Genomic DNA, 24,474 nt, shown 5'->3' on the forward strand with positions numbered 1-24,474 from the left:
TCGGTCGTTGTACTGGGTCAAGAGTCACGATCATCACCCCGCAAACCGGGGGAAGGACCGACCCAAGGGTAACCTTATGCTGCAGTGCGGCAGCATATGAAACCCCTATCGCGGTGGAAGCGCAGAAGTGATGCGAGTTGCAGCGACTTCAGTGATTCGCCGAATCGGGGCCAATTGCATCCAAATGCAATTGGCCGTTACACCAGCACGCGTTCGATGCCGCCGGAATTGGCGCGTTCGACGTAATCCTGGAGCCAGCCTTCGCCGAGCAGGCGGCGCGCCATCTCGACGACGATGTAGTCGGCCTCGAGCAAGCCGGAGTCGAGGTCGTCCTCGTAACGCTTGAGGCCCTGCAGGCAGCTGGGGCAGCTGGTCAGGATCTTCAGGTTGGCACCGGCGGGCACGCCGCCGGCCGCACGCAGCTCGGCCTCGCCCTTGCGGATCTCTTCTTCCTTGCGGAAGCGCACCTGGGTGCTGACGTCCGGGCGCGTGACGCCCAGCGTGCCGCTCTCGCCGCAGCAGCGGTCGCTCTTCACCACCCGCGGACCGACGAGCGCCTTGACGGTCTTCATCGGGTCCTGCAGCTTCATCGGCGTGTGGCAGGGGTCGTGGTAGAGGTACGCGCCGTCGCTGCCAGGCGGCAGCACGATGCCCTTGCCGAGCAGGTATTCGTGGATGTCGACGATGCGGCAACCGGGGAAGATGTCCTCGAACTTGTAGCCCTGCAGCTGGTCGTAGCAGGTGCCGCAGGAGACGACGACGGTCTTGATGTCCAGGTAGTTCAGCGTGTTGGCCACGCGGTGGAACAGCACCCGGTTGTCGGTGATGATCTTCTCGGCCTTGTCGAACTGGCCGCTGCCGCGCTGCGGGTAGCCGCAGCACAGGTAGCCCGGCGGCAGCACGGTCTGCACGCCGGCATGCCAGAGCATGGCCTGCGTCGCCAGCCCGACCTGGCTGAACAGGCGCTCGCTGCCGCAGCCGGGGAAGTAGAAGACGGCCTCGGTCTCGGCACTGGTGGCCTGCGGGTCGCGGATGATCGGGACGTACTCGCGGTCCTCGATGTCCAGCAGCGCGCGCGCGGTCTTCTTCGGCAGCCCCCCGGGCAGCTTCTTGTTGACGAAGTGCAGCACCTGCTCCTTCAGCGGCGCCGCGCCCAGCGTCGCCCGCGGCGCCGCGGTCTGGCGGCGCAGCACGGGCTTGAGCAGCTCGTTGGCCAGGCGCTGGGCCTTGAAGCCGAAGCCGACCATCGCGCCGCGCATCAGCTTGATGGTCTGCGGGCTGGTCGCGTTCAGGAAGGTCATCGCGACCAGGTTGCCCGGCCGCAGGCTCTTCTTGCCCATCTTGCGCAGCAGGTTGCGCATGTTCATCGACACGTCGCCGAAGTCGATCTTCACCGGGCACGGCGACAGGCACTTGTGGCAGACGGTGCAGTGGTCGGAGACGTCCTCGAACTCCTCCCAGTGGCGCAGGCTGACGCCGCGGCGCGTCTGCTCCTCGTAGAGGAAGGCCTCGACCAGCAGCGAGGTCGCCAGGATCTTGTTGCGCGGGCTGTACAGCAGGTTGGCGCGCGGCACGTGCGTCGAGCACACCGGCTTGCACTTGCCGCAGCGCAGGCAGTCCTTGATGCTCTCGCTGATCGCCCCGATGTCGCTCTGCTGCATCAGCAGCGACTCGTGGCCCATCAGCCCGAAGCTGGGCGTGTAGGCGTCGCTCAGGTCGCTGGCCATCGCGCCGGCGACGCCGCCGCGCATCAGCTTGCCCTTGTTGAAGCGGCCCTCGGGGTCGACCCTGGCCTTGTAGGCGACGAAGGACGCGAGCTCCTCGTCGGTCAGGAACTCCAGCTTGGTGATGCCGATGCCGTGCTCGCCGCTGATGACGCCGTCGAGCCGCCGCGCCAGCGCCATGATGCGGGCGACGGCTTCGTGCGCCGTCTGCAGCATCTCGTAGTTGTCGCTGTTGACGGGGATGTTGGTGTGCACGTTGCCGTCGCCGGCATGCATGTGCAGCGCCACCCAGACGCGCCCGCGCAGCACTTCCTTGTGGATCGCCTTGCAGGCGTCGAGGATGGGTGCGAACGCGCCGCCGGAGAAGATCGCCTGCAGCGGCTTGAAGACCTGCCGCTTCCACGACGCGCGCAGCGTGTCGTCCTGCAGCAGCGCGAACACCGTGCGCGCGCTGTCGGGCTGCACGACGTCCAAGTTCTCGAGCCAGAAGCGCCAGAGCCCGCCGACCTCGGCCAGCAGCGCCAGCGCCTCGTTCGCACGGTCCTCCAGCAGTTCGGCGCTCGGGATCTCGCCGGCCTCGCCGGCACTGCCGATCGGCAGCGAACCAGAGGCGAAGAAGGCTTCGAGACGCTCGAGCAGCTGCAGCTTGTTGCGCAGCGACAGCTCGATGTTGATGCGCTCGATGCCCTCGGTGTACTCGCCCATGCGAGGCAACGGGATGACGACGTCCTCGTTGACCTTGAAGGCGTTGGTGTGTTTGGCGATCGCCGCGGTGCGCTTGCGGTCGAGCCAGAACTTCTTGCGCGCGTCGGCGCTGACGGCAACGAAACCCTCGCCGCCGCGGCTGTTGGCGATGCGCACGACCTCGCTGGTGGCCCGCGCGACCGCGTCCTCGTCGTCGCCGACGATGTCGCCGAACAGCACCATCTTCGGCAGGCTCTTGCCCTTCTGCACCCGCTTGCTCTTGGTCGCGTAGCCGACGGCCTTCAGGTAGCGGTCGTCCAGGTGCTCCAGGCCGGCGAGCAGGACGGGGGAGGGGCCCTGTCCATCCCGTTTCTCGCCGCCGGTTCGCTTGGCCTCGGCGAACAGGTAGTCCTTGATCTCGACGATGGACGGCACCGCGTCGCGCGGGTTGCCGAAGAACTCCAGGCAGACGGTGCGCGTGTGCGCCGGCATGCGGTGCACGACCCAGCGCGCGCTCGTGATCAGGCCGTCGCAGCCTTCCTTCTGGATGCCGGGCAGGCCGGCGAGGAACTTGTCGGTGACGTCCTTGCCCAGGCCTTCCTTGCGGAACACCGAGCCGGGGATCTCCAGGCGTTCGGTGCGCTCCAGCGTGCGGCCCGAGCTGTCGAAGGTCTTCAGCTCGAAGACCGCGGTTTCGACGTCGTGGATCTTGCCGAGGTTGTGGCCGATGCGCGTGACCTCGAGCCACTTGGCGTCCGGCGTCACCATGCGCCAGGACGCCAGGTTGTCCAGCGCGGTGCCCCAGAGCACGGCCTTCTTGCCGCCGGCGTTCATCGCGATGTTGCCGCCGATGCACGAGGCTTCGGCCGAGGTCGGGTCGACCGCGAAGACGTGGCCGGCGCGTTCGGCGGCGTCGGCGACACGCTGGGTGACAACGCCAGCTTCGGTCCAGACCGTCGCCACCGGCTCGGCCAGGCCGGGCAGCACGACGCGCTCGACCTCGGTCATCGCCTCGAGCTTCTCGGTGTTGATGACGGCGCTGTTCCAGGCCAGCGGCACGGCGCCGCCGGTGTAGCCGGTGCCGCCGCCGCGCGGGATGATCGTCAGCCCGAGCTCGATGCAGCCCTTGACCAGCAAGGCCATCTCGGCCTCGGTGTCGGGCGTCAGCACGACGAAGGGGTACTCGACGCGCCAGTCGGTGGCGTCGGTGACGTGGGCCACGCGCGACAGGCCGTCGAACTTGATGTTGTCCTTGGCGGTGACGCGGCCGAGCACGCGGCGCGTGCGCTGGCGCAGGCCGTAGACCTCGACGAAGCGGTCGCCGAAGCGTTCGACCGCGGCGCGCGCGGCGTCCAGCAACTCGCCGACGTGGCCGTCGCGCTCGGCGTCGTCGGGCTGGCGGCGGCGTTCGATCTCGCGCAGCCGGTGCTGCAGCGCGTCGGTCAGCAGCCGCAGGCGTTTCGGGTTGTCGAGAAGGTCGTCCTCGAGGTACGGGTTGCGCTGCACCACCCAGATGTCGCCCAGCACCTCGTAGAGCATGCGCGCCGAACGCCCGGTGCGGCGCTCCTGGCGCAGCCGGTCCAGCAACTCCCAGGCGCGCTCGCCGAGCAGGCGGCGCACGATCTCGCGGTCCGAGAACGAGGTGTAGTTGTACGGGATCTCGCGCAGCCGCGCGGGTGCATCGGCGCCGCGATCGGGCGTGCCCGGCGCGACAGCGGCCGCCGGGTCTTGAGGTGTGGCAAAGGCGAGCGGCGCGTTCATGAGCGAACCTTGCATGCTACCGCAGCGCAGCATCGCGGCCCCGCACCGGGGGCCGACACCAGCGGGGTTATCCCGGTTGCCCGCGCCGAGCGCCGCGTGACAGAACCGGGAACTGTCATAAAACGATCGCATCCTTTGGATCGTTACAACCCGCTGCAGGAGACCACATGAAAAGAATCGCCTCGTTCGCCCCAGCCGCCGTCGCCACGCTGGCCGCCTTGTTCGCGCTGCCCGCGCAGGCCCAGGTCGAGATCCAGTGGTGGCACTCGATGGGCGGCGCGCTCGGCGAATGGGTCAACGACCTGGCCAAGGACTTCAACGCCAAGCAGAAGGACTACAAGGTCGTGCCGGTGTTCAAGGGCAGCTACGACGAGTCGATGACCGCGGCCATCGCCGCCTTCCGCGCCGGCAACGCGCCGCACGTGCTGCAGGTCTTCGAGGTCGGCACCGCGACGATGATGGCGAGCAAGGGCGCGGTGAAGCCGGTGGCCACGCTGATGTCCGAAGCCGGCGTCAAGTTCGACCCGACGCGTTACATCAGCGCCGTGGCCGGCTACTACACCGCGCCGAACGGCCAGATGATGAGCCTGCCGTTCAACAGCTCGACGACCGTCTTCCACTACAACAAGGACGCCTTCAAGGCCGCCGGCCTGGACCCGAACAAACCGCCGACCACCTGGCCGGAAGTGGCGCTGGCCGCCGCCAAGCTCAAGGCCAGCGGCCACAAGTGCCCGTTCACGACGAGCTGGGTCAGCTGGACGCAGTTGGAGAGCTTCTCGGCCTGGCACAACGTCGAGTACGCGACCAAACGCAACGGCTTCGGCGGCCTGGACACGCGCCTGGCGTTCACGACGCCGCTGCACGTGCGCCACATCGAAAACCTGGCGAACATGGCCAAGCAGGGCCTGTTCGTCTACAAGGGCCGCGGCAACGCCGCCGACGCCACCTTCGTCTCGGGCGAGTGCGCGATGATGACCGGCTCCTCGGGCCTGTACGGCAACGTCAAGCGCAACGCCAAGTTCAGCGGCGGCATCGGCGCCCTGCCCTATTACCCCGACGTGCCCGGCGCGCCGCAGAACACCGTCATCGGCGGTGCCAGCCTGTGGGTCATGAGCGGCAAGAAGCCGGCCGAGTACAAGGGCGTGGCCAAGTTCTTCGAGTACCTGTCGGACCCGCAGGTGCAAGCCACGAGCCACCAGCGCACCGGCTACCTGCCGACCACGACCGCGGCCTACGAGCTGACCGAGAAGTCGGGCTTCTACAAGGAGAACCCCGGCACCGACGTCGCCGTGACGCAGATGATCCGCAAGGTCACCGACAAGTCGCGCGGCGTGCGCCTGGGCAACTTCGTGCAGATCCGCACCATCGTCGACGAGGAGATGGAGCAGGTCTGGGCCGGCAAGAAGAGCGCGAAGGAGGCGCTGGACGCGGCCAAGAAGCGTGGCGACGACCAGCTGCAGCGCTTCGAGAAGGCGAACAAGGGCTGAACGCCGCAAGGCGTGCGCAGGCTCAGGCCCTGATAGCCTAGCGAGTTTTGCACGCGGCCCGCGGGGCCGCGCCGGGCGGCGGACGCTCCCTCTCGGGGCGCCCGCCGTCGTCACGAACGGGAAGAGCCGTCGTTGGCTGCCGAAAAGAGAGTCCGCTTCAAGAACGCGTGGCTGCCCTGGGTGCTGATCGCGCCGCAGATGGCCGTCATCCTGGTCTTCTTCTTCTGGCCGGCGGCGCAGGCGCTGCACTACAGCCTGCTGCAGCAGGACGCCTTCGGCACCAGCGTCGAGTACGTCGGGCTGGAGAACTTCCGCCGCCTGATCGACGACGAGAGCTACCTGCAGTCGTTCAAGACCACCGCCGTGTTCTCGACGCTGGTGGCGGTGGTCGGCATGACGGTGGCGCTGACGCTGGCGGTGATGGCCGACCGCGTCGTGCGCGGCGCACGCTTCTACCGCACGCTGCTGATCTGGCCTTACGCGGTGGCGCCGGCGCTGGCCGGCGTGCTCTGGCTGTTCATGTTCGCGCCGTCGATCGGCATCGTCAGCTTCTGGCTGCGCCAGGCCGGCTACGACTGGAACCACCTGCTCGACAGCGGCGACGCGATGACGCTGATCGTGATGGCGGCGGTCTGGAAGCAGGTGTCCTACAACTTCCTGTTCTTCCTCGCCGGGCTGCAGTCGATCCCGAAGTCGCTGATCGAAGCCGCCGCGATCGACGGCGCCGGCCCCTGGCGCCGCTTCTGGACGGTGCAGTTCCCGCTGCTGACGCCGACGAGCTTCTTCCTGCTCGTCATCAACATCGTCTACGCCTTCTTCGACACCTTCGCGATCGTCGACGCCGCCACCCACGGCGGCCCGGGCAAGGACACGGCGATCCTCGTCTACCGCGTCTACTACGACGGCTTCAAGGCGCTGGACCTGGGCGGCTCGGCCGCGCAGAGCGTGGTGCTGATGGTCATCGTCGTCGCGCTGACGGTGATCCAGTTCCGCTACGTCGAAAAACGGGTCAACTACTGATGGTCGAGAACCGCCCCGTCGCGACGCTGCTGTCGCACCTGGTGCTGGTGCTGGGGGTGATGATCGTCGCCTTCCCGGTCTACGTCACCTTCATCGCCAGCACGCAGACCGCCGAGCAGATCGTGCAGAACGTGCCGATGTCGCTGCTGCCCGGCGACAACATGATCGAGAGCTACAAGCTGGCGCTGTTCGGCGGCAAGAGCGGCTACGGCGGCAACATCGCGCCGGTGCTGCCGATGCTCGAGGTCAGCCTGGTGATGGCGCTGGTGATCGCCGTCGGCAAGATCGTCATCTCGCTGCTCTCGGCCTTCGCCGTCGTCTACTTCCGCTTCCCCGGCCGCGGCCTGGTCTTCTGGATGATCTTCGTGACGCTGATGCTGCCGGTCGAAGTGCGCATCGGCCCGACCTACGAAGTCGTCTCCAACCTCGGCATGCTCAACAGCTACGCCGGGCTGACGGTGCCGCTGATCGCCTCGGCGACCGCGACCTTCCTGTTCCGCCAGTTCTTCCTGACGGTGCCCGACGAGCTGGTCGAGGCCGCGCGCATCGACGGCGCCGGGCCGATGCGATTCTTCAAGGACGTGCTGCTGCCGCTGTCCAGCACCTCGATCGCAGCGCTGTTCGTGATCCAGTTCATCTACGGCTGGAACCAGTACCTCTGGCCGCTGCTGATCACGACCAGCGAGGACATGTACCCGGTCGTGCTCGGCATCAAGAGCATGATCTCCGGCGGCGACGCCTACACCGAGTGGAACGCGGTGATGGCCACCGCGATCCTGGCGATGCTGCCGCCGGCGGCGGTGGTCATCCTGATGCAGAAGTGGTTCGTCAAAGGCCTGACGGATTCCGAGAAATGAAGCCGCCGGCCGCCCGTGGCGGCCGCGGCCAGAACGGCTGACACATGGGTTCGATATCCCTCAGACAGGTCGAGAAGACCTACGGCGCCGGCGCGCGCACGTTCAAGGCGATCCACGGCGTCGACGCCGAGATCGCCGACGGCGAGTTCATCGTCATCGTCGGGCCCTCGGGCTGCGGCAAGAGCACGCTGCTGCGCATGGTCGCGGGGCTGGAGGAGATCTCCGGCGGCGAGATCGACATCGGCGGGCGCGTCGTCAACCGGCTCGAGCCGGCCGAGCGCGACATCGCGATGGTCTTCCAGAACTACGCGCTCTACCCGCACATGACGGTCTTCGACAACATGGCCTACGGCCTGAAGATCGCCAAGGTGCCCAAGGACGAGATCCAGCGCCGGGTGGAGAAGGCGGCCGGCATCCTCGAGCTCGGCACGCTGCTGCAGCGCCGGCCGCGCGAACTCTCAGGCGGCCAGCGCCAGCGCGTCGCGATGGGGCGCGCGATCGTGCGCCAGCCGGCGGTGTTCCTGTTCGACGAGCCGCTGTCCAATCTCGACGCCAAGCTGCGTGCGCAGACCCGGCTGGAGATCCAGAAGCTGCACCGCGAGCTCGGCGTCACCTCGCTCTTCGTCACCCACGACCAGGTCGAGGCGATGACGCTGGGCCAGCGCCTGATCGTGATGAACGGCGGCCGCATCGAGCAGATCGGCACGCCCGAGGACGTCTACGGCCGTCCGGCCTCGACCTTCGTCGCCGGCTTCATCGGCTCGCCGCCGATGAACCTGATCGCCGGCCAGGCCGAGGGCGGCCGCTTCGCGGTCGGCGGTGTCGGCCTGCCGCTGCCGGCGGCCGCACCGCGCGATGGCGCGCTGACGCTGGGCGTGCGCCCGGAACACGCGACGCTGGGCGCCGGCGGCTGGCAGCTGAAGGTCGAGATGCTGGAGATGCTGGGCGCCGAGCGCCTGGTCTACGGCCGTCTGGGCGAGGCTGCGTTCACGCTGCGCATCGACGGCACGCTGACGCCGCCGGCGATCGGCAGCGAGATCGGCATCGTCGTCGCGCCGCAGCACCTGCACTGGTACGACCCGGCCACCGGCAGGCGGGTCGAATGATGGCGCCCTGGCCGTATCCGCTGTGGATCGCGCACCGCGGCGCCGGCAAGCTGGCGCCGGAGAACACGCTCGCCGCCTTCCGCCTCGGCGCCTCGTACGGCTACCGGGCCTACGAATGCGACGTCAAGCTGAGCGCCGACGGCGTGCCCTTCCTGATGCACGACACGACGCTGGAGCGCACGACGCCCGAACGCGGCGTCGCCGGCGAGCGCAGCTGGAGCGAACTCTCGCGCCTGGACGCCGGCGGCTGGCATTCGCGCAGCTACGCCGGCGAGCCGCCGGTCAGCCTCGACGCGCTGGCGAGCTACCTGCTGCGCAACGGTTTCCTGCTCGACCTGGAGATCAAGCCGACGCCGGGCGACGAACGCCGCACCGGCGAAGTCGTCGCCTCCGCCTGCCGCCGGCTCTGGGCCGGGCAGGCGGTGCCGCCGCTGCTGAGCTCGTTCAAGCCCGAGGCGCTGGCCGGCGCACGCGAGGCCGCGCCCGAGCTGCCGCGTGCGCTGCTGGTCGACGCCTTCTGGGACGGCTGGTACGAAGCGGCGCTGGAGCTGGGCTGCGTCGCGATCATCCCGAACTACACGACGGTCGACCCGGGCCTGGTCGAACGCGCCCGCGCCGACGGCCTGCGTGTGCTCTGCTACACCGTCAACGACCCGTCCGAGGCGCGGCGGCTGCTGGCCGCCGGCGTCGAGGGCCTGATCACCGACGCCGTCGACCGCTTCTCGCCCGACACCACACGCGTCGTCGACTGAGCCTCAGGCACCGCCGGCCGTCACCGGCTTGGCGGCGCTCGGCAGGACGCGCACGCCGCGGATCACCGGGTGCCGCCAGGCGGCGACAACGAGCAGCATCGACACGATACCGGCGAAAGCCAGCGCCGACCGCAGGCCGTGGTGTTCGCCCAGCCAGCCGCCGATCAGCGCGCCCGGGCCGGCCGGCAGCAGGATCAGCCAGCGCATCGTGCTCGTCATGCGGCCCAGCATCGGCTCGGGCGTCACCGCCTGGCGCAGCGCCAGGAAGTTGATGAAGGCCAGCACCGCGCCGGCGCCGTACAGCGCCAGCGTCGCCGCGAAGGCCGCGACGCCCCAGGGCCCGACCGGCGCCGCGGCCAGCAGCAGCCAGCCGCTGCCGCAGACCAGGAAACCCAGCACCATGCACGGCCCCGGCCCGATGCGGCGGCTGATGCGGTTGCCCCAGACGCTGGCCGTCACCGTGCCGGCGCCGAGCGCGATGTAGCACAGCCCGACGGCCTGTTCCGACAGGCCCAGCGTGCGCGTCGCGAACAGGATCTGCACCACCTGGGCCGCGTTCTGACACAGCTGCCAGGTGCCGACCGCCAGCGCCAGCGCGACCAGCAGCTTGTGCTCGGCGACGAAACGCAGGCCTTCGGCGAGTTCACGCCCGAAGCGTGCGTCGGGGCGCGGCGTGCGGCGCTCGTCGACGTGGATGCCGCGCAGGATGGCCGCCGAGACGACGACCAGCACCGCGTCCACCAGCAGCGCCAGCGGCGCTCCGAAGAGCTTGATCAGCAGCCCGGCGACGCCGGGGCCGGCGACGTCGGAGCCCGAGGTCGCGAGCGCGTTCTTGGCGTGCGCCTCGACCAGCCGGTCGCGTTCGACGACCTGGGTCAGCACGATCTGCGACGCGGTGCCGGCGACGGTGAAGACGCAGCCGATGAAGAAGCCGACCGCGTACAGCCAGGGCATCGCCAGCCAGCCCATGGCCCAGGCCAGCGGCACGCTGCCCACCGCCACGCCGATCAGCAGTTCGCCGGCGATGTAGACCGGCAGCTTGCGCACCCGGTCCAGCCAGACGCCCGCCGGCAGCGAGAACAGCACGAAGGGAGCGATCTCCATCGCCGTCAGCAGCCCCATCTGCGTGGGCGTGGCGTGCAGCAGCACCGCCGCGGTCAGCGGCAGCGCGAGCATCGTCACCTGGCCGCCCAGCGAGCTGATCAGGATCGAGCTCCACAGCCGGCGGTAGGTGGCGTTTCGAAGCAGGTCGCCCGGCGGCAGCGTCAGGGCGGCGCGCAGGCGGGCGAGCAGCGCGCGGGTCATCGTCGAAGGTCTCCGGTCGTCGGCGCGGGCGAGCCGCAAAACACGGGCGACGCCAAGACGACACGATCGGCGGCCCGCGGCCGGCACGCGGCGCGCCGGCCTGTCGACGGCCGCTCGGGCGGTGAACGCCGGCCGGCCATCGGGGGAAGGGGCAGCGATCCTAGCAGCCCTGGACCGGCGGAACGACCGCCGGAGAAGGGATCAGGAGCGGTAGTCGGCGTTGATGCTGACGTAGTCGTGCGACAAGTCGCAGGTCCAGACCGTCGCCGCCGCGGCGCCGCGGTGCAGGTCCACGCGCACCGTGATCTCGGCGTGTTTCATCACGCGCTGGCCGTCCTCCTCGCGGTAGCCGGGGTGGCGGCCGCCCTCGTGCACCACGTGCACGTCGTCGAGGAAGAGGTCGATCAGCCCCTGGTCGAGGTCGGCGATGCCGGCATAGCCGACGGCCGCCAGGATGCGGCCGAGGTTGGGGTCGCTGGCGAAGAACGCGGTCTTGACGAGCGGCGAATGCGCCACCGCATAGGCCGCGGCGCGGCATTCGGCCTCGTCGCGCCCGCCCTGCACGGTGACGGTGATGAACTTGGTCGCACCTTCGCCGTCGCGCACGATGGCCTGGGCCAGGTGCTGCGACACGGCGATGACAGCTTCGCGCAGCGCGCGGCCCTCGGCCGAGTCGAGCGTGTCGATAGTCGCGTGGCCGGCCTGGCCGGTGGCAACCAGCACGAAGGAGTCGTTCGTGGAGGTGTCGCCGTCGATCGTGATGCGGTTGAAGCTGAGGTCCGCGGCTTCGCGCAGCAGCGGCTGCAGCAGCGCCGCATCGATGGCGGCGTCGGTGGCGACGAAACCGAGCATCGTCGCCATGTTCGGGCGGATCATGCCGGCGCCCTTGGCGATGCCGGTGACGGTGACCGTGCGCCCGCCGATCTGCAGCTGGCGCGACGCCGCCTTGGCCAGCGTGTCGGTGGTCATGATGCCTTCGGCGGCTTCGGCCCAGCCGTCGGCGCGCAGCGCCGCCCACGCGGCGGGCAGGCCGGCCTCGATGCGTTCGACCGGCAGCGTCTCCATGATGACGCCGGTGGAAAACGGCAGCACCTGGCGCGGCGCGACGCCGGCCACCGCGGCCAGCGCCTCGCAGCTGCGGCGTGCACGCGCCAGGCCGTCGGCACCGGTGCCGGCGTTGGCGTTGCCCGTGTTGATGACGATCGCGCGTATGCCCTCGCCTGCGGCCAGGTGTTCGCGGCAGACCTGCACGGGCGCGGCGCAGAAGCGGTTCTGGGTGAAGACACCGGCGACGGCCGAGCCGGCCGCGATCTCGAAGACGACGAGGTCGCGGCGGCCGGCCTTGCGGATGCCGGCCATCGTCGTGCCCACGCGCACGCCGGCGACGGGCAGCAGGGATTCGGGGGCGGGAGCGGCGAGGTTGACGGGCATGGTGGCGACGCGGGCGCAAGACAGAGGTGGGAGCCGGATTCTAGGAGCCCCCTCCGGTGCGAGCCGCCCCCCGCCGGTGCGCCGCTGCGCCGCGTCGGTGAACCCCGGCACAACCCGCCCCCGCAGTCGCGGGATCGGCGTCGCGCCGGGGCCATCGGCCGCTGCCCGCGGCGCGGGGTGCTACCCATAATCGTTCGCACCTCGGGGGGCGGAACGGCAGCCTGCCCTTCGAACCGCATCCGATGGCTGCCGCGCGCGCTCCGTCACGCGCCGCCAGCTCTCGCACGCTCGACAACATGGCCGCCTTGGAGGCGCCGCGTACGACGGCGCCCACGCAGGAGTGAATGACCTCATGAGAAAGCACCACCTCGTGCCGATGCTGACCGCCGTTGCGGCGGCAGTCGCGCTGTTCGGCGCGTCGGCTCAGGCCGCGTCGCAGTCGGTTCCCGCGTCGGCGGCCGAAGCCGGCACCCTCTGGTTCGTCGAACTGAACGGCAACGCCGTCGCCGACGGCAACACGCTGGCCTCGGTGCGCACCGAGAAATCGGCGCTGCGCACGGCGATCAAGGGCGCCAAGCTGCGCGTGACCGAGCGCCGCTCGTTCGACAAGCTGTTCAACGGCTTCGTCGTCTCGGTCGCCGCGGCCGACCGCGCCAAGCTCGCTGCCCTGCCCGGCGTGAAGGCGATCTACCCGGTGCTGAACGTCCCGGCGCCGGATCCCATCAAGACCGCGCCCGACCTGGCCGCCGCGATCAACATGACCGGCGCCGCCGTCGCCCAGCAGCAGCTCGGCCTGAGCGGGGCCGGCGTCAAGGTCGGCATCATCGACACCGGCATCGACATCGACCACCCGGCCTTCGGCGGCAGCGGCAGCAACGGCACCACGCCGTTCCCGACCGCACGTGTCGTCACCGGCTACGACTTCGTCGGCGACGCTTACGACAGCAGCGGCTCCGGCGCCGCGCTGACGCCCGTGCCCGACGACGTGCCGGACGACTGCGCCGGCCACGGTACGCACGTCTCCGGCATCGTCGGCGGCAACGGCGGTGGCGTGCTCGGCGTCGCGCCCAAGGTCTCCTTCGGCGCCTACCGCGTCTTCGGCTGCACCGGCACGACCTCGTCGGACATCATCCTCGAGGCGCTGGAACGCGCCTACGAGGACGGCATGCAGGTCATCAACATGAGCCTGGGCGCCGCGCGCCAGTGGCCCGAGTACCCGACCGCCAAAGCCTCCGACAAGCTGGTCGCCAAGGGCGTCGTCGTCGTCGCCTCGGCGGGCAACAACGGCCCCGGCGGCTCCTCGCCGGACGGGCTGTTCGCGACCGGCGCGCCCGGTGCCGCCGACAAGGCGATCAGCGTCGCCTCGTACGACAACGCGCAGCTGTCCTTCACGGTTGCCGGCACGCCCTACGGCTACAACACCGCCACCGGGGCCCCGGTGGCGCCGACCAGCGGCTCGCTGCAAATCACCAAGAACGGCACGACCAGCACCGTCGACGACGCCTGCGCGGCGCTGCCCGCTGGCAGCCTGACAGGCAAGGCCGTGCTGATCCGCCGGGGTACCTGCTCGTTCTACATCAAGGCGAGCAACGCCCAGAACGCCGGCGCGGCCGCGGTCGTGCTCTACAACAACGCCGCCGGTGCGCTGGCGCCGACGGTGGCCGGCACGCCGGCCGTGACGGTGCCGGTGGTCGCGATCACCCAGGAACAGGGCGCCAAGCTCGACGCCCTCATCGCCGCGGGCACGACGACGCTGAACTGGTCGGGCAGCTACGTCAGCTACCCCTACGGCACCGGCGGCCTGATCTCGGGCTTCAGCTCCTTCGGCCTGGACGCCGAACTCGGCTTCAAGCCCAACGTCGGCGCCCCCGGCGGCGCCATCCTGTCGAGCTACCCGCTCGAGCTCGGCGGCACCGCGACGCTGTCGGGCACCTCGATGGCCGCGCCGCACGTCGCCGGCGGCGTCGCGCTGATCCTCGAATCCAACCCGAAGCTCAAGCCCGGCCAGGTGGCCGAGCGCATCTACAACACGGCCGATCCGAAGAACTGGTCGGGCAACGCCAGCCTGGGCCTGCTCGACTTCGCGTTCCGCCAGGGCTCGGGCATGCTCGACATCGTCGGCGTGGTCCAGAACACCGCGACCGTCTCGCCGAGCCAGCTGGCGCTGGGCGAAAGCGCCGCCGGCAGCTCGCTGAAGACGCTGAGCGTCAGCAACCGCTCGGGCGCGCCGGTGACCTACACGATCAGCCACGTCGCGTCGGTGGCCGCCGGCCCGAACACGACCAGCGGCAGCTCGTACAACATCAGCGGCGTGTACGACGCACCCGCGACGGTGGCCTTCAGCCAGACGACGCTGACGGTGCCGGCGCGCCGCACGGCCAAGTTCACGGCGACGATCACCGCCAACGCGTCGCTGCCCGAGCGCAGCCTGTACGGCGGCTACGTCGTGCTGACGCCGACCAACGGCACCGCCCCGCTGCGTGTGCCTTACGCCGGCTTCAAGGGCGACTACCAGTCGACCGTGGTGCTGACGCCGACGGCCAACGGCTTCCCGTGGCTGGCGACGCTGGCCGGCGGCAGCTACACCAACCAGCCGTCCGGGGCGACCTACACGATGGCCGACGGGAACATCCCGTACTTCCTCGTGCACTACGACCACCTGTCGCGCAAGGTGCTGCTCGAGGCCTACGACGCCGACACCGGCAAGTCGTGGAACCGCGTCAGCATGGAGGAGTACGTGACGCGCAGCTCGACGCCGACCGGCTTCTTCGCCTACACCTGGGACGGCACGACCTTCCGCGGCAAGGGCGAGAACCCGAAGGCGTGGAAGACCGTTCCCAACGGCCGCTACGTCGTCAAGATGTCGGTGCTGAAGGCGCTGGGCGACGAGAGCGTGGCCAGCGACTGGGAAACCTGGACCTCGCCGGTGATCACGATCGCGCGGCCCTGAACGGCGCAGCGCACGACACGAAGGGGCCCTGCGGGGCCCCTTTTTCATCGCCACCGGCGCCGGCCGGCTGCGGCAAAAGAAACGGGGCCCCGCGGGGCCCCGTCGTCATCGGACCAAGCCGCGTCAGGCCAGCCGGCCGTGGCAGTTCTTGTACTTCTTGCCGCTGCCGCAGGGGCAGGGGTCGTTGCGGCCGACACGCGGCACCTCGTCGACGGCGGTCGCGGCATCGGTCTCCTGCGCGACGCTGCCGTCCTCGTTCGGGTGGGTGTAGGTGACGTTCGTGACCTGGCTGGCCTGCTGCTCGATCGCCTCGGCGGCTTCGCTGGCCTGGTCGCGCGACTGGATGCGCACCGTCATCAGCACGCGCGTGACTTCCATCTTCACGACGTCGAGCAACTGGCTGAACAGCTCGAAAGCCTCGCGCTTGTATTCCTGCTTCGGGTTCTTCTGGGCGTAGCCGCGCAGGTGGATGCCCTGGCGCAGGTAGTCGAGTGCGGCCAGGTGCTCGCGCCAGTGCGAGTCCATCGCCTGCAGCAGCACCATGCGCATGAAGGGCGTGAACTGGTCGGCACCGACGGAGTCGACCTTGCCCTGGAACAGCGCGTCGGCGGCGGCGCAGACCTTGGTGACGATCTCGTCGTCGGTGATGCTCTCGGCAGCTTCGACGGTGGTCTTGAGCGGCAGCTCGAGCTGCCATTCGTCGCGCAGCACGCGCTCGAGCGCGCCCAGGTCCCACTGCTCTTCCAGGCTCTCGGCCGGCACGTAGGTGCGCACGACCTCGGTCATCGTGCTGCGGCGCAGGTTGGCGATCTGCTCGTCGAGCGAGAGCGACTCGAGGATCTCGTTGCGCTGCTGGTAGATGACCTTGCGCTGGTCGTTGGAGACGTCGTCGTACTCGAGCAGCTGCTTGCGCACGTCGAAGTTGCGCGCCTCGACCTTGCGCTGCGCGCTCTCGATCGAGCGGTTGACGATGCCGGCTTCGATCGCCTCGCCCTCGGGCATCTTCAGCCGGTCCATGATCGAGCGCACCCGGTCGCCGGCGAAGATGCGCATCAGCTGGTCGTCCAGGCTGAGGTAGAAGCGGCTGGAACCCGGGTCGCCCTGGCGGCCGGAGCGGCCGCGCAACTGGTTGTCGATGCGCCGGCTCTCGTGGCGTTCGGTGGCGACGATGCGCAGGCCGCCGAGCGACTTGACCTTCTCGTGCAGGCCTTGCCACTCGTCGATCAGCTGCTGGGCGCGCGCCTTCTTGTCTTCCTCGGACAGCGCCGGGTCGGCCTCGAGGAACTGGATCTGCTTCTCGACGTTGCCGCCGAGCACGATGTCGGTGCCGCGGCCGGCCATGTTGGTGGCGATCGTCACCATCTTCGGCCGGCCGGCCTGGGCGACGATCTCGGCTTCCTTGGCGTGCTGCTTGGCGTTGAGCACCTGGTGCGGCAGCTCGGCCTTCTTCAGCAGCTCGGAGATCAGCTCCGAGTTCTCGATCGAGGTCGTGCCGACGAGCACCGGTTGGCCGCGTTCGTAGCAGTCGCGGATGTCGGCGATGACGGCGTCGTACTTTTCCTTGGCCGTCTTGTAGATCAGGTCGTTGTCGTCCTGGCGGATCGTCGGCTTGTTCGGCGGGATGACGACGGTCTCCAGGCCGTAAATCTCCTGGAACTCGTAGGCCTCGGTGTCGGCCGTGCCCGTCATGCCGGCGAGCTTGCCGTACATGCGGAAGTAGTTCTGGAACGTGACCGAGGCCATCGTCTGGTTCTCGCTCTGGATCTGCACCCCTTCCTTGGCCTCCACGGCCTGGTGCAGCCCGTCGCTCCAGCGCCGGCCCGTCATCAGGCGGCCGGTGAACTCGTCGACGATGACGACCTCGCCGTTCTGCACGACGTAGTGCTGGTCGCGGTTGTAGAGCTGGTGCGCGCGCAGCGCCGCGTACACGTGGTGCATCAGCGCGATGTTGGCGGGGTCGTACAGGCTCGCGCCCGACGCCAGCAGGCCGGCCTCGCCGAGGATCTGCTCGGCCTTCTCGTGGCCGGCCTCGGTCAGGAAGACCTGGTGCGACTTCTCGTCGACGGTGAAGTCGCCCGGCTCGATGACGCCTTCGCCGGTGCGCGGGTCGGCTTCGCCGATCTGCTTCTTCAGCTTGGGCACCACCGCGTTCACGCTGACGTAGAGCTCGGTGTGGTCCTCGGCCTGGCCGCTGATGATCAGCGGCGTGCGCGCCTCGTCGATCAGGATCGAGTCGACCTCGTCGACGATGGCGTAGTTCAGGCCGCGCGCGACACGCTCGCGCACGTCGTAGACCATGTTGTCGCGCAGGTAGTCGAAGCCGAACTCGTTGTTCGTGCCGTAGGTGACGTCGGCGGCGAACGCGGCCTGCTTCTCCTCGCGCTGCAGGCCGGGCACGTTGACGCCCACCGTCAGGCCGAGGAAGTTGTAGAGCCGGCCCATCCACTCGGCGTCGCGGCGTGCCAGGTAGTCGTTGACGGTGACCACGTGCACGCCCTGGCCGGCGAGCGCGTTCAGGTACACCGGCAGCGTCGCCACCAGCGTCTTGCCTTCGCCGGTGCGCATTTCTGCGATCTTGCCTTCGTGCAGCACCATGCCGCCGATCAGCTGGACGTCGAAGTGGCGCATCTTCAGCACCCGCTTGCTGGCCTCGCGCACGACGGCGAAGGCCTCGGGCAGCAGGTCGTCCAGCGTCGTGCCTTGGGCGATGCGCTGGCGGAACTCGTCGGTCTTGGCGCGCAGCGCGGCGTCGTCGAGCTGCTGGAACTGCGGCTCCAGCGCGTTGATCTTCTCCACCGTGCGCCGGTAGCCTTTCAGCAGGCGTTCGTTGCGGCTGCCGAAAATCTGGGTCAGGATCTTGGGAAACATGGAGTCCGCGCTCGAGGGGTGTGATGCGGTGCCGGCGCTGGTGCCGGCGGGGCCTTGGATGCGGACCCGGCGGCTCGACCGTCGCCGCCGAACGGCGGCGAGGGATCGCTGGCGATTCGCTCGGGCTCGCTCGGGCGTCGCGCGGGCGCACGGGCACGAAGCCGATGAGTTTAGCACCCGCTCCCTGGCGCATCGGTGACCGGCCCCGCCGCGCGGCGGACATGGGGCTAGACTCGGCGCATGGCTCCCCGCTCCCCTCTGGCCGGCACGCTGACGATGTCCGAAGCGCTGGGCGCGCATGCGCCGCTGGCCGGGCTGCTGCAGCGCGCACGCGAGTCGCGTTCGCGCTACGACGCGATCGTCCCGCTGCTGGCCGGCGGCCTGCGCACGGCCGTGCGCCCGGGGCCGCTGGACGAAGAAGGCTGGACGCTGCTCGCGTCGCACGGCGCCGCGGCGGCCAAGCTGCGCCAGCTGCTGCCGCGGCTAGACACGGTGCTGAAGAACGCCGGCTGGGCGCCGGTGCCGATCCGCGTGCGCGTGCTGCCGCCGGAGTCGCCTACGCCGCGCTGATGCGCATCAGAGCAGGCTGGAGAAGTCCGAGATGATCTGCGGCCGCGCCGACTGAGGCAGGCCGCGCAGCACGGCGACGAAGGCGTCGAACTCGGGATGGTCGCTCAGGTGCACGCGCATGCTCGCCAGTTCCGGCGCCGGCATGGAGCCCCAGTCGTGCAGCATCTGGAAGTGCACCTGGTCCGCGCCGACGCGGCTGGCCAGCGCGACGAAGTCCGGCATCTCGCGGTAGTTCAACTGCTGGACGACGAAACACATGCGGAACTGCGAGATGGCGCCGCTGGCGCGCAGCTCGCCGATGAACTCGAGGTTGGGCAGCAGATCGGCGAGTTCGCCACCGCGGCGCAGCTGGCGGTAGGTCGCGGGTTCAGCGGCGTCCACCGAGACGTTGACGGCATCGATCATGCCGTGCAGGTGCTCGAAGCGCGCCCACTCGCGGCGCTGCATCAGCTGGCCGTTGGTCATCAGCGTGATGCGCAGCCGCGGGAACTCGTCGCGGTTGAGGCTGGTAAGCAGGCGGCGGAACGACTTGCTCGCGAATGGATCACCCGAGCCGGTGACCTCGACGCGCTCGCCCTGCTTGAGCATCTCCAGCACGCTGTTGGTGACGGTCTCGATGCGCTCCAGGTCCGGCCCCTTGGCGACGATGGGGCGGCTGCGGCACGAGGGGCAGGACAGGTTGCAGCTGAGGTCGTAGGACAGGTTGAAGCGTTTGGGCGCCTCGGGCTGCGGCGGCGCCTCGTGCAGCCAGAACGCCTTGTTCACCTCGTTGTCGTCGAACAGCGCACGCTGGATCTGCGGGCACGAGACCTTGCCGCAGTAGCGGTAGTCGCCCTGCAGCGCGAACTCGCGCACCTGACGCACCTCGCGCGAGTCCCAGATCTCCTGCAGCGAGGCCTTGAAGACGTTGCCGACAGGGCGTCGCAACCAGACGCTGCAGCATTGGTGCACGTGCCCCGAAGGCAGAAGGTGCACGGTGTTCCACAGCATCGGGCACACCAGGCCTTCGAGTTCGCGGCCCGGGCGCTCGTGCACCCGCCCCGTCTGCTGGTAGTAGCGCGCCCGCGTCAGCGTGTCCTGTACGCGATGGTCCATCGGAAGGCGCTTGAACAGCGTTTCCGCCAGATCGGCGGCGAGTGCGAAGTTCGCCATCGCCATGACGAGTTCGACGATCACCAGCGCCGCCGCCACCGGCTGGTGCGCCGCGTCGTGCCGCAGCAGGCCCTCGTCGAGTTCGATCTGCTCGGCCAGCCGCATCTCGCCGCAAAGGCGGTGGAACCGCGCCAGCACGTCCGGCGCCAGCGACTCGGACGTCGACGTGCGCGCGAGCGCGGACTCGAGTTCGCCCAGGGGATCGACCGACAGGTCGGCCGCGGGAGCGGCGTGCTCGACGGGCACGGAGACGGTCATGTTCATGACGAAGGCCGGCCGCAAGGCCCGGCGCAGGTGGCAGGTCTTGCAACTGTCGCCGCGGCATGCCTGCGGCGAAGCGCCGATAACGCCCCGAAACACCCGGCTGCTCGCCACGACCGGCTGCGCCCCCAATGCCGGCGCCATCCCGATGGATCAGCGGTTCGATCCGGGCGGCGCAAGGCTCGGGGCCGCGCCCTCTACGCACGCTGCGCAGTCCATGGTGCCGGCTGTCAGAGTCGAACTGACGACCTTCCGCTTACAAGGCGGGTGCTCTACCAACTGAGCTAAGCCGGCGGCAGCGCCGCGATTGTAGAAGCGGCTACTTGATCCGCTTGAGCGAGGGGCGGCTGCCCGGGCCCGAGGGCTCGGGCGGTTCGTCCGGCGCCGGTGCCGCGGGGGCATCGGTGGGCGTCGGCGGCTCGGAGGCCTCGGACGCCAGACGCAGCCCGGAGCGCAGCGGCGTCGGCGCACGCGCCGTCTCCGCAGCCGGGCCGGCGGCGGGTGCCGTGGCGTCGCCGGCGGGTGCCGGGAAGGCCATGCCCTGGCCGTTCTCGCGCGCGTAGATCGCGACGACGTGGTCGATCGGCACGACGATTTCGCGCGGCACGCCGCCGAAACGCGCCTTGAACTCGACGAATTCGTTGCCCAGCTTCAGCCCCGAGGTCGCCTCGAAGCCGACGTTGAGCACGATCTCGTGGTTCTTCACGTACTCCATCGGCACCTGCACGCTGGCGTCGACGTAGACCGCCAGGTAGGGCGTGAAGCCGTTGTCGGTGCACCAGTCGTGCAGCGCCCGCAGCAGGTACGGGCGGGTCGAAGATCCCTGGTTGTCGCTGGTCGAACTCATGAAGGCTCCGGCAGAGCCAGTCAAGCGGCCGCCGCGGATCCGGCTTCGCCGGTCCGCTGGCGGCGCCCCCCTCGGGCGGGAGCGGCGAAGCCGCTACGGGGGGGCTTCACTTCCTCATCACCTTCTCGGAAGGCGTCAGCGCTTCGATGTAGGCAGGGCGCGAGAAGATGCGTTCGGCGTACTTCAGCAGCGGCACGGCGTTCTTCGACAGGTCGATGCCGTAGTAGTCCAGGCGCCACAGCAGCGGCGCGATCGCGACGTCGAGCATCGAGAAGTCGTCGCCGAGCATGTACTTGTTCTTCAGGAAGATCGGCGCCAGCTGCGTCAGGCGGTCGCGGATCTGCGAACGTGCCTTCTCCAGTTGCTTGTCGGTCGCCTTGACGCCGCGGCCTTCGAGCAGGTTGACGTGGGAGAACAGTTCCTTCTCGAAGTTGAAGAGGAACAGACGCACGCGCGCACGGGCCACCGGGTCGCCGGGCATCAGCTGCGGATGCGGGAAGCGCTCGTCGATGTACTCGTTGATGATGTGCGACTCGTACAGGATGAGGTCGCGTTCGACGAGGATGGGCACCTCGTTGTACGGGTTCATCATCGCGATGTCTTCGGGCTTGGCGAAGAGGTCGACGTCGCGGATCTCGAAGTCCATGCCCTTCTCGAACAGCACGAAGCGGCAGCGGTGCGAATAGGGGCAGGTCGTTCCGGAGTAAAGCACCATCATGGCGTGGGGCCCTCAGCAGTGGGGGCCTCGGACGGGCCCCGCGTCAAAAGAAGCAAACGCAGTGGTCGCCAGCAGGCTGCCACTGCGCTGTCGAGGCCCGGCCCACCGCCGGGCAGGACGGACGTCTACTTGATGTCCTTCCAGTACACGGCGTTCAAGCGCCAGGCGATCACGGAGAAGATCGCGAGGAAGATCAGCACGCCGATGCCCAGTTGGGTGCGGGTGGAGCGCACCGGCTCGGACATCCAGGTGAGGTAGGCGACGAGGTCGGCGACCGTGCCGTCGAACTCGTCCTTGGACATCGTGCCCTTGGATTCGAGCTCGAAGCCCTTGAAGACGTGCATCACCCGGGCGGGATCCTGCGCGTCCTTGTGCTCCTCGAACACCGCACGCTGCACACCTTGCAGTTCCCACAGGACGTGAGGCATGCCGACGTTCGGGAACGCGATGTTGTTCCAGCCCGTGGCCTTGCTCTCGTCGCGGTAGTAGCCGCGCAGGTAGGTGTACAGATAGTCGGAGCCGCTGCCCTTGGTGGCATCGGCACGCGAGCGCGCCACCAGCGTCAGATCCGGCGGCGCGGCGCCGAACCATTCCTTGGCGTCGCGCGCGTCGATCGCGCTGACCATCAGGTCGCCGACCTTGGCGCCGTTGAGGATCAGGTTGTCGCGGATCTGCTGTTCGGTCAGACCGATGTCGCGCAGGCGGTTGAACCGCATGTACGAAGCGGAGTGGCAGTTCAGGCAGTAGTTGACGAAGGTCTTGGCGCCACGCTGCAGCGCGGCGGTGTCGTTCAACCGTGCCGTCGGGAACTTGTCCCAGGCCGGACCTTCGCTCGAAGCATGCGCCGCACCGAGGAACGCCAAGCCGGCGAGCAGGGAGAGGATCAGTTTCTTCATGGTGTCTTTGGCTCCGCCTGCGGCTTCAGTGGGCGCGGAAGGTGACACGGTCGGGCACCGGCTTGAACTCGCCGATGCGGCTCCACCACGGCATCAGCAGGAAGAAGCCGAAATAGAGCAGCGTGCCGACCTGCGAGATGACCGAGCCGAGAGTCGACGGCGGCTGGATGCCGTAGTAGCCGAGCACGACGAAGTTGACGACGAACACGCCGTAGATCGCCTTGTGCCAGGTCGGACGGTAGCGCAGCGACTTCACCGGGCTGCGGTCGAGCCAGGGCAGCACGAAGAGGATCAGCACCGCGACGCCCATCACCACGACGCCCCAGAACTTGGCGTCGAAGACCTTGAGCAGCACGGCCACCACGACCGCCGCAACCAGCGGAACGAACTTCCACGGGCCCTTGAAGCCGCCCTTGGCGAAGCCCAGGATGCCGGCCAGCGCGACGATGACGACGAACACCGTGACCATGTCGGTGGTGACCGCACGCAGCATCGAATAGAACGGCGTGAAGTACCAGACCGGCGCGATGTGCAGCGGCGTCTTCAGCGGGTCGGCCGGGATGAAGTTGTTGAACTCCAGCAGGTAGCCGCCGCCTTCGGGCGCGAAGAACAGCACCGCGCTGTAGATGAACAGGAACACCCCCACGCCGAAGATGTCGTGCACCGTGTAGTACGGGTGGAACGGGATGCCGTCCAGCGGGATGCCCTTGTCGTCCTTCAGCGCCTTGATTTCGACGCCGTCGGGGTTGTTCGAACCCACTTCGTGCAGCGCGATGATGTGCGCGACCACCAGGCCCAGCAGCACCAGCGGCACCGCGATGACGTGGAAGCTGAAGAAGCGGTTGAGCGTCGCGTCGCCGACGACGAAGTCGCCGCGGATCAGCAGCGACAGGTCGTTGCCGACGAAGGGGATCGCCGAGAACAGGTTGATGATGACCTGTGCGCCCCAGTAGCTCATCTGGCCCCACGGCAGCAGGTAGCCCATGAAGGCTTCGGCCATCAGCGCCAGGAAGATCGCGCAGCCGAAGAGCCACACCAGCTCACGCGGCTTGCGGTAGCTGCCGTAGATCATCCCGCGGAACATGTGCAGGTAGACCACGATGAAGAACGCCGAAGCGCCGGTGGAGTGCATGTAGCGCACCAGCCAGCCCCAGGGCACGTCGCGCATGATGTACTCGACCGACGCGAACGCGAGCGCGGCGTCGGGCTTGTAGTGCATCACGAGGAAGATGCCGGTGACGATCTGGATCACGAGGACCAGCATCGACAGCACACCGAAGAAGTACCAGACGTTGAAGTTCTTCGGCGCGTAGTACTCCGACATGTGCTCCTTGAAGAGCTTGGTGGCCGGAAACCGGTTGTCCACCCATGTCATGAACTGCTCGGCCACCGGCGCACCCGGTCGCGCTTGCTTGAATTCAGCCATCGAATTGACCTCGGACTACGTAGGTTGCGGCGTCAGGCCTTCTTGTCTTCGCCGATCAGCAGAACGGCGTCGGACAAGTACATGTGCGGCGGCACCTCGAGGTTGTCCGGCGCGGGCTTGTTCTTGAACACGCGGCCGGCCAGGTCGAAGGTCGAGCCGTGGCAGGGGCACAGGAAGCCGCCCGGCCAGTCGGAGGGCACGCTCGGGTTGCCGGCGTTCTTGGCGACGCCGCCGGGCGAGCAGCCCAGGTGCGTGCAGATGCCGATCACGACCAGGTACTCGGGCTTGATCGAGCGCCCGGTGTTCTTGGCGTATGCCGGGATCGGGTAGGCGGTGCGTTCGGAATTCGGGTCAGCGAGCTGACCGTCGAGCTTCTTCAGCTCCTCGACCTGCTCCGGCGTGCGGCGCAGAACCCACACCGGCTTGCCACGCCACTCGACGGTCATGCGCTCGCCCGGGGCGAGCTTGCTGATGTCGACTTCCACCGGCGCGCCAGCGGCGCGGGCCCGTTCGGAAGGCGAGAAGGTGCTCACGAACGGAACGGCGACCGCCGCGCCACCGACGGCACCGGCGCCGCAGGTGATGGCGATCCAGGTGCGTCGTCCTTGGTCGACGGCTGCGTCACTCATGGATGTCCTCGGGTTTGCTCGGGAGGGTGG

At 68.9% G+C, this 24,474-nt stretch carries 17 protein-coding genes and 1 tRNA gene; 7 read left to right on the forward strand and 11 right to left on the reverse strand.

Annotated features, from left to right (window positions below):
- Nucleotides 1-197: 197 nt before the first annotated feature.
- Nucleotides 198-4,169, reverse strand: coding sequence for a DUF3683 domain-containing protein (locus CKO43_RS06955; RefSeq protein ID WP_200378247.1), 3,972 nt, complete (start codon nt 4,167-4,169; stop codon nt 198-200).
- A gap of 167 nt (nt 4,170-4,336) precedes the next feature.
- Between CKO43_RS06955 and ugpB the strand changes: the two genes are divergently transcribed.
- The 5 genes from ugpB to ugpQ all read left to right on the forward strand — a co-directional run bounded on the left by ugpB (nt 4,337) and on the right by ugpQ (nt 9,391).
- Nucleotides 4,337-5,656, forward strand: a complete 1,320-nt coding sequence (gene ugpB, locus CKO43_RS06960; protein ID WP_200230689.1) for a sn-glycerol-3-phosphate ABC transporter substrate-binding protein UgpB — start codon at nt 4,337-4,339, stop codon at nt 5,654-5,656.
- 198 nt (nt 5,657-5,854) lie between these two features.
- On the forward strand, nt 5,855-6,676 hold the full coding sequence (gene ugpA, locus CKO43_RS06965) for a sn-glycerol-3-phosphate ABC transporter permease UgpA (protein WP_242481085.1): 822 nt from the start codon (nt 5,855-5,857) through the stop codon (nt 6,674-6,676).
- A complete protein-coding gene (ugpE, locus tag CKO43_RS06970) occupies nt 6,676-7,533 on the forward strand; it encodes a sn-glycerol-3-phosphate ABC transporter permease UgpE (RefSeq protein ID WP_200378249.1) in 858 nt (285 codons plus the stop codon). The genes ugpA and ugpE overlap by 1 nt, the downstream gene beginning before the upstream one ends.
- Before the next feature lie 44 nt (nt 7,534-7,577).
- Nucleotides 7,578-8,639 (forward strand): sn-glycerol-3-phosphate import ATP-binding protein UgpC, encoded by a 1,062-nt coding sequence (locus CKO43_RS06975; protein ID WP_200378250.1) that lies wholly within the window; start codon nt 7,578-7,580, stop codon nt 8,637-8,639.
- Nucleotides 8,639-9,391, forward strand: a complete 753-nt coding sequence (gene ugpQ / locus CKO43_RS06980; RefSeq protein WP_200378260.1) for a glycerophosphodiester phosphodiesterase — start codon at nt 8,639-8,641, stop codon at nt 9,389-9,391. Before CKO43_RS06975 ends, ugpQ begins: the two co-directional genes overlap by 1 nt.
- 3 nt (nt 9,392-9,394) lie before the next feature.
- Here ugpQ and CKO43_RS06985 read toward each other — a convergent pair whose 3' ends face one another.
- Together CKO43_RS06985 and argJ are read right to left on the reverse strand one after the other, a co-directional pair.
- Nucleotides 9,395-10,696, reverse strand: a complete 1,302-nt coding sequence (locus CKO43_RS06985; RefSeq protein ID WP_200378251.1) for an MFS transporter — start codon at nt 10,694-10,696, stop codon at nt 9,395-9,397.
- A 201-nt stretch (nt 10,697-10,897) separates the two neighbouring features.
- A complete protein-coding gene (gene argJ / locus CKO43_RS06990) occupies nt 10,898-12,127 on the reverse strand; it encodes a bifunctional glutamate N-acetyltransferase/amino-acid acetyltransferase ArgJ (RefSeq protein WP_200378252.1) in 1,230 nt (409 codons plus the stop codon).
- Between the two features lie 352 nt (nt 12,128-12,479).
- Between argJ and CKO43_RS26210 the strand changes: the two genes are divergently transcribed.
- Nucleotides 12,480-15,077 carry a S8 family serine peptidase gene (locus tag CKO43_RS26210; RefSeq protein WP_200378253.1) on the forward strand — a complete coding sequence of 866 codons (2,598 nt, stop codon included), beginning with the start codon at nt 12,480-12,482 and terminating at the stop codon, nt 15,075-15,077.
- A gap of 123 nt (nt 15,078-15,200) precedes the next feature.
- Here CKO43_RS26210 and secA read toward each other — a convergent pair whose 3' ends face one another.
- Nucleotides 15,201-17,945, reverse strand: a complete 2,745-nt coding sequence (gene secA, locus CKO43_RS07000) for a preprotein translocase subunit SecA (RefSeq protein ID WP_200230678.1) — start codon at nt 17,943-17,945, stop codon at nt 15,201-15,203.
- 240 nt (nt 17,946-18,185) lie between these two features.
- Here secA and CKO43_RS07005 point away from each other — a divergent pair, with 240 nt between their 5' ends.
- Complete coding sequence (locus tag CKO43_RS07005) at nt 18,186-18,515, forward strand: hypothetical protein (protein WP_200230676.1); 330 nt, start codon at nt 18,186-18,188, stop codon at nt 18,513-18,515.
- A gap of 6 nt (nt 18,516-18,521) precedes the next feature.
- On the opposite strand, the gene CKO43_RS07010 is transcribed toward CKO43_RS07005, so the two are convergent.
- The 7 genes from CKO43_RS07010 to petA form a co-directional block, all read right to left on the reverse strand.
- The gene (locus CKO43_RS07010; RefSeq protein ID WP_200230674.1) at nt 18,522-19,925 is read right to left on the reverse strand and encodes a radical SAM protein; all 1,404 of its coding nucleotides are present in this window, start codon (nt 19,923-19,925) and stop codon (nt 18,522-18,524) included.
- A 221-nt stretch (nt 19,926-20,146) separates the two neighbouring features.
- Nucleotides 20,147-20,222, reverse strand: a tRNA-Thr gene (locus tag CKO43_RS07015).
- 25 nt (nt 20,223-20,247) lie between these two features.
- On the reverse strand, nt 20,248-20,775 hold the full coding sequence (locus CKO43_RS07020; RefSeq protein ID WP_200230672.1) for a ClpXP protease specificity-enhancing factor: 528 nt from the start codon (nt 20,773-20,775) through the stop codon (nt 20,248-20,250).
- Nucleotides 20,776-20,881: 106 nt separating this feature from the next.
- Entirely contained in the window at nt 20,882-21,493 is a 612-nt protein-coding gene (locus CKO43_RS07025; RefSeq protein ID WP_200230670.1) for a glutathione S-transferase N-terminal domain-containing protein, read from the reverse strand.
- A 125-nt stretch (nt 21,494-21,618) separates the two neighbouring features.
- A complete protein-coding gene (locus CKO43_RS07030) occupies nt 21,619-22,389 on the reverse strand; it encodes a cytochrome c1 (protein WP_200378254.1) in 771 nt (256 codons plus the stop codon).
- A 25-nt stretch (nt 22,390-22,414) separates the two neighbouring features.
- Entirely contained in the window at nt 22,415-23,815 is a 1,401-nt protein-coding gene (locus tag CKO43_RS07035; RefSeq protein WP_200230665.1) for a cytochrome b, read from the reverse strand.
- 32 nt (nt 23,816-23,847) lie between these two features.
- On the reverse strand, nt 23,848-24,444 hold the full coding sequence (petA, locus tag CKO43_RS07040; RefSeq protein WP_200230663.1) for a ubiquinol-cytochrome c reductase iron-sulfur subunit: 597 nt from the start codon (nt 24,442-24,444) through the stop codon (nt 23,848-23,850).
- Between the last annotated feature and the right edge of the window lie 30 nt (nt 24,445-24,474).

It is taken from the genome of Rubrivivax gelatinosus (genome assembly GCF_016583785.1).
Classification (GTDB): domain Bacteria; phylum Pseudomonadota; class Gammaproteobacteria; order Burkholderiales; family Burkholderiaceae_C; genus Rubrivivax; species Rubrivivax gelatinosus_B.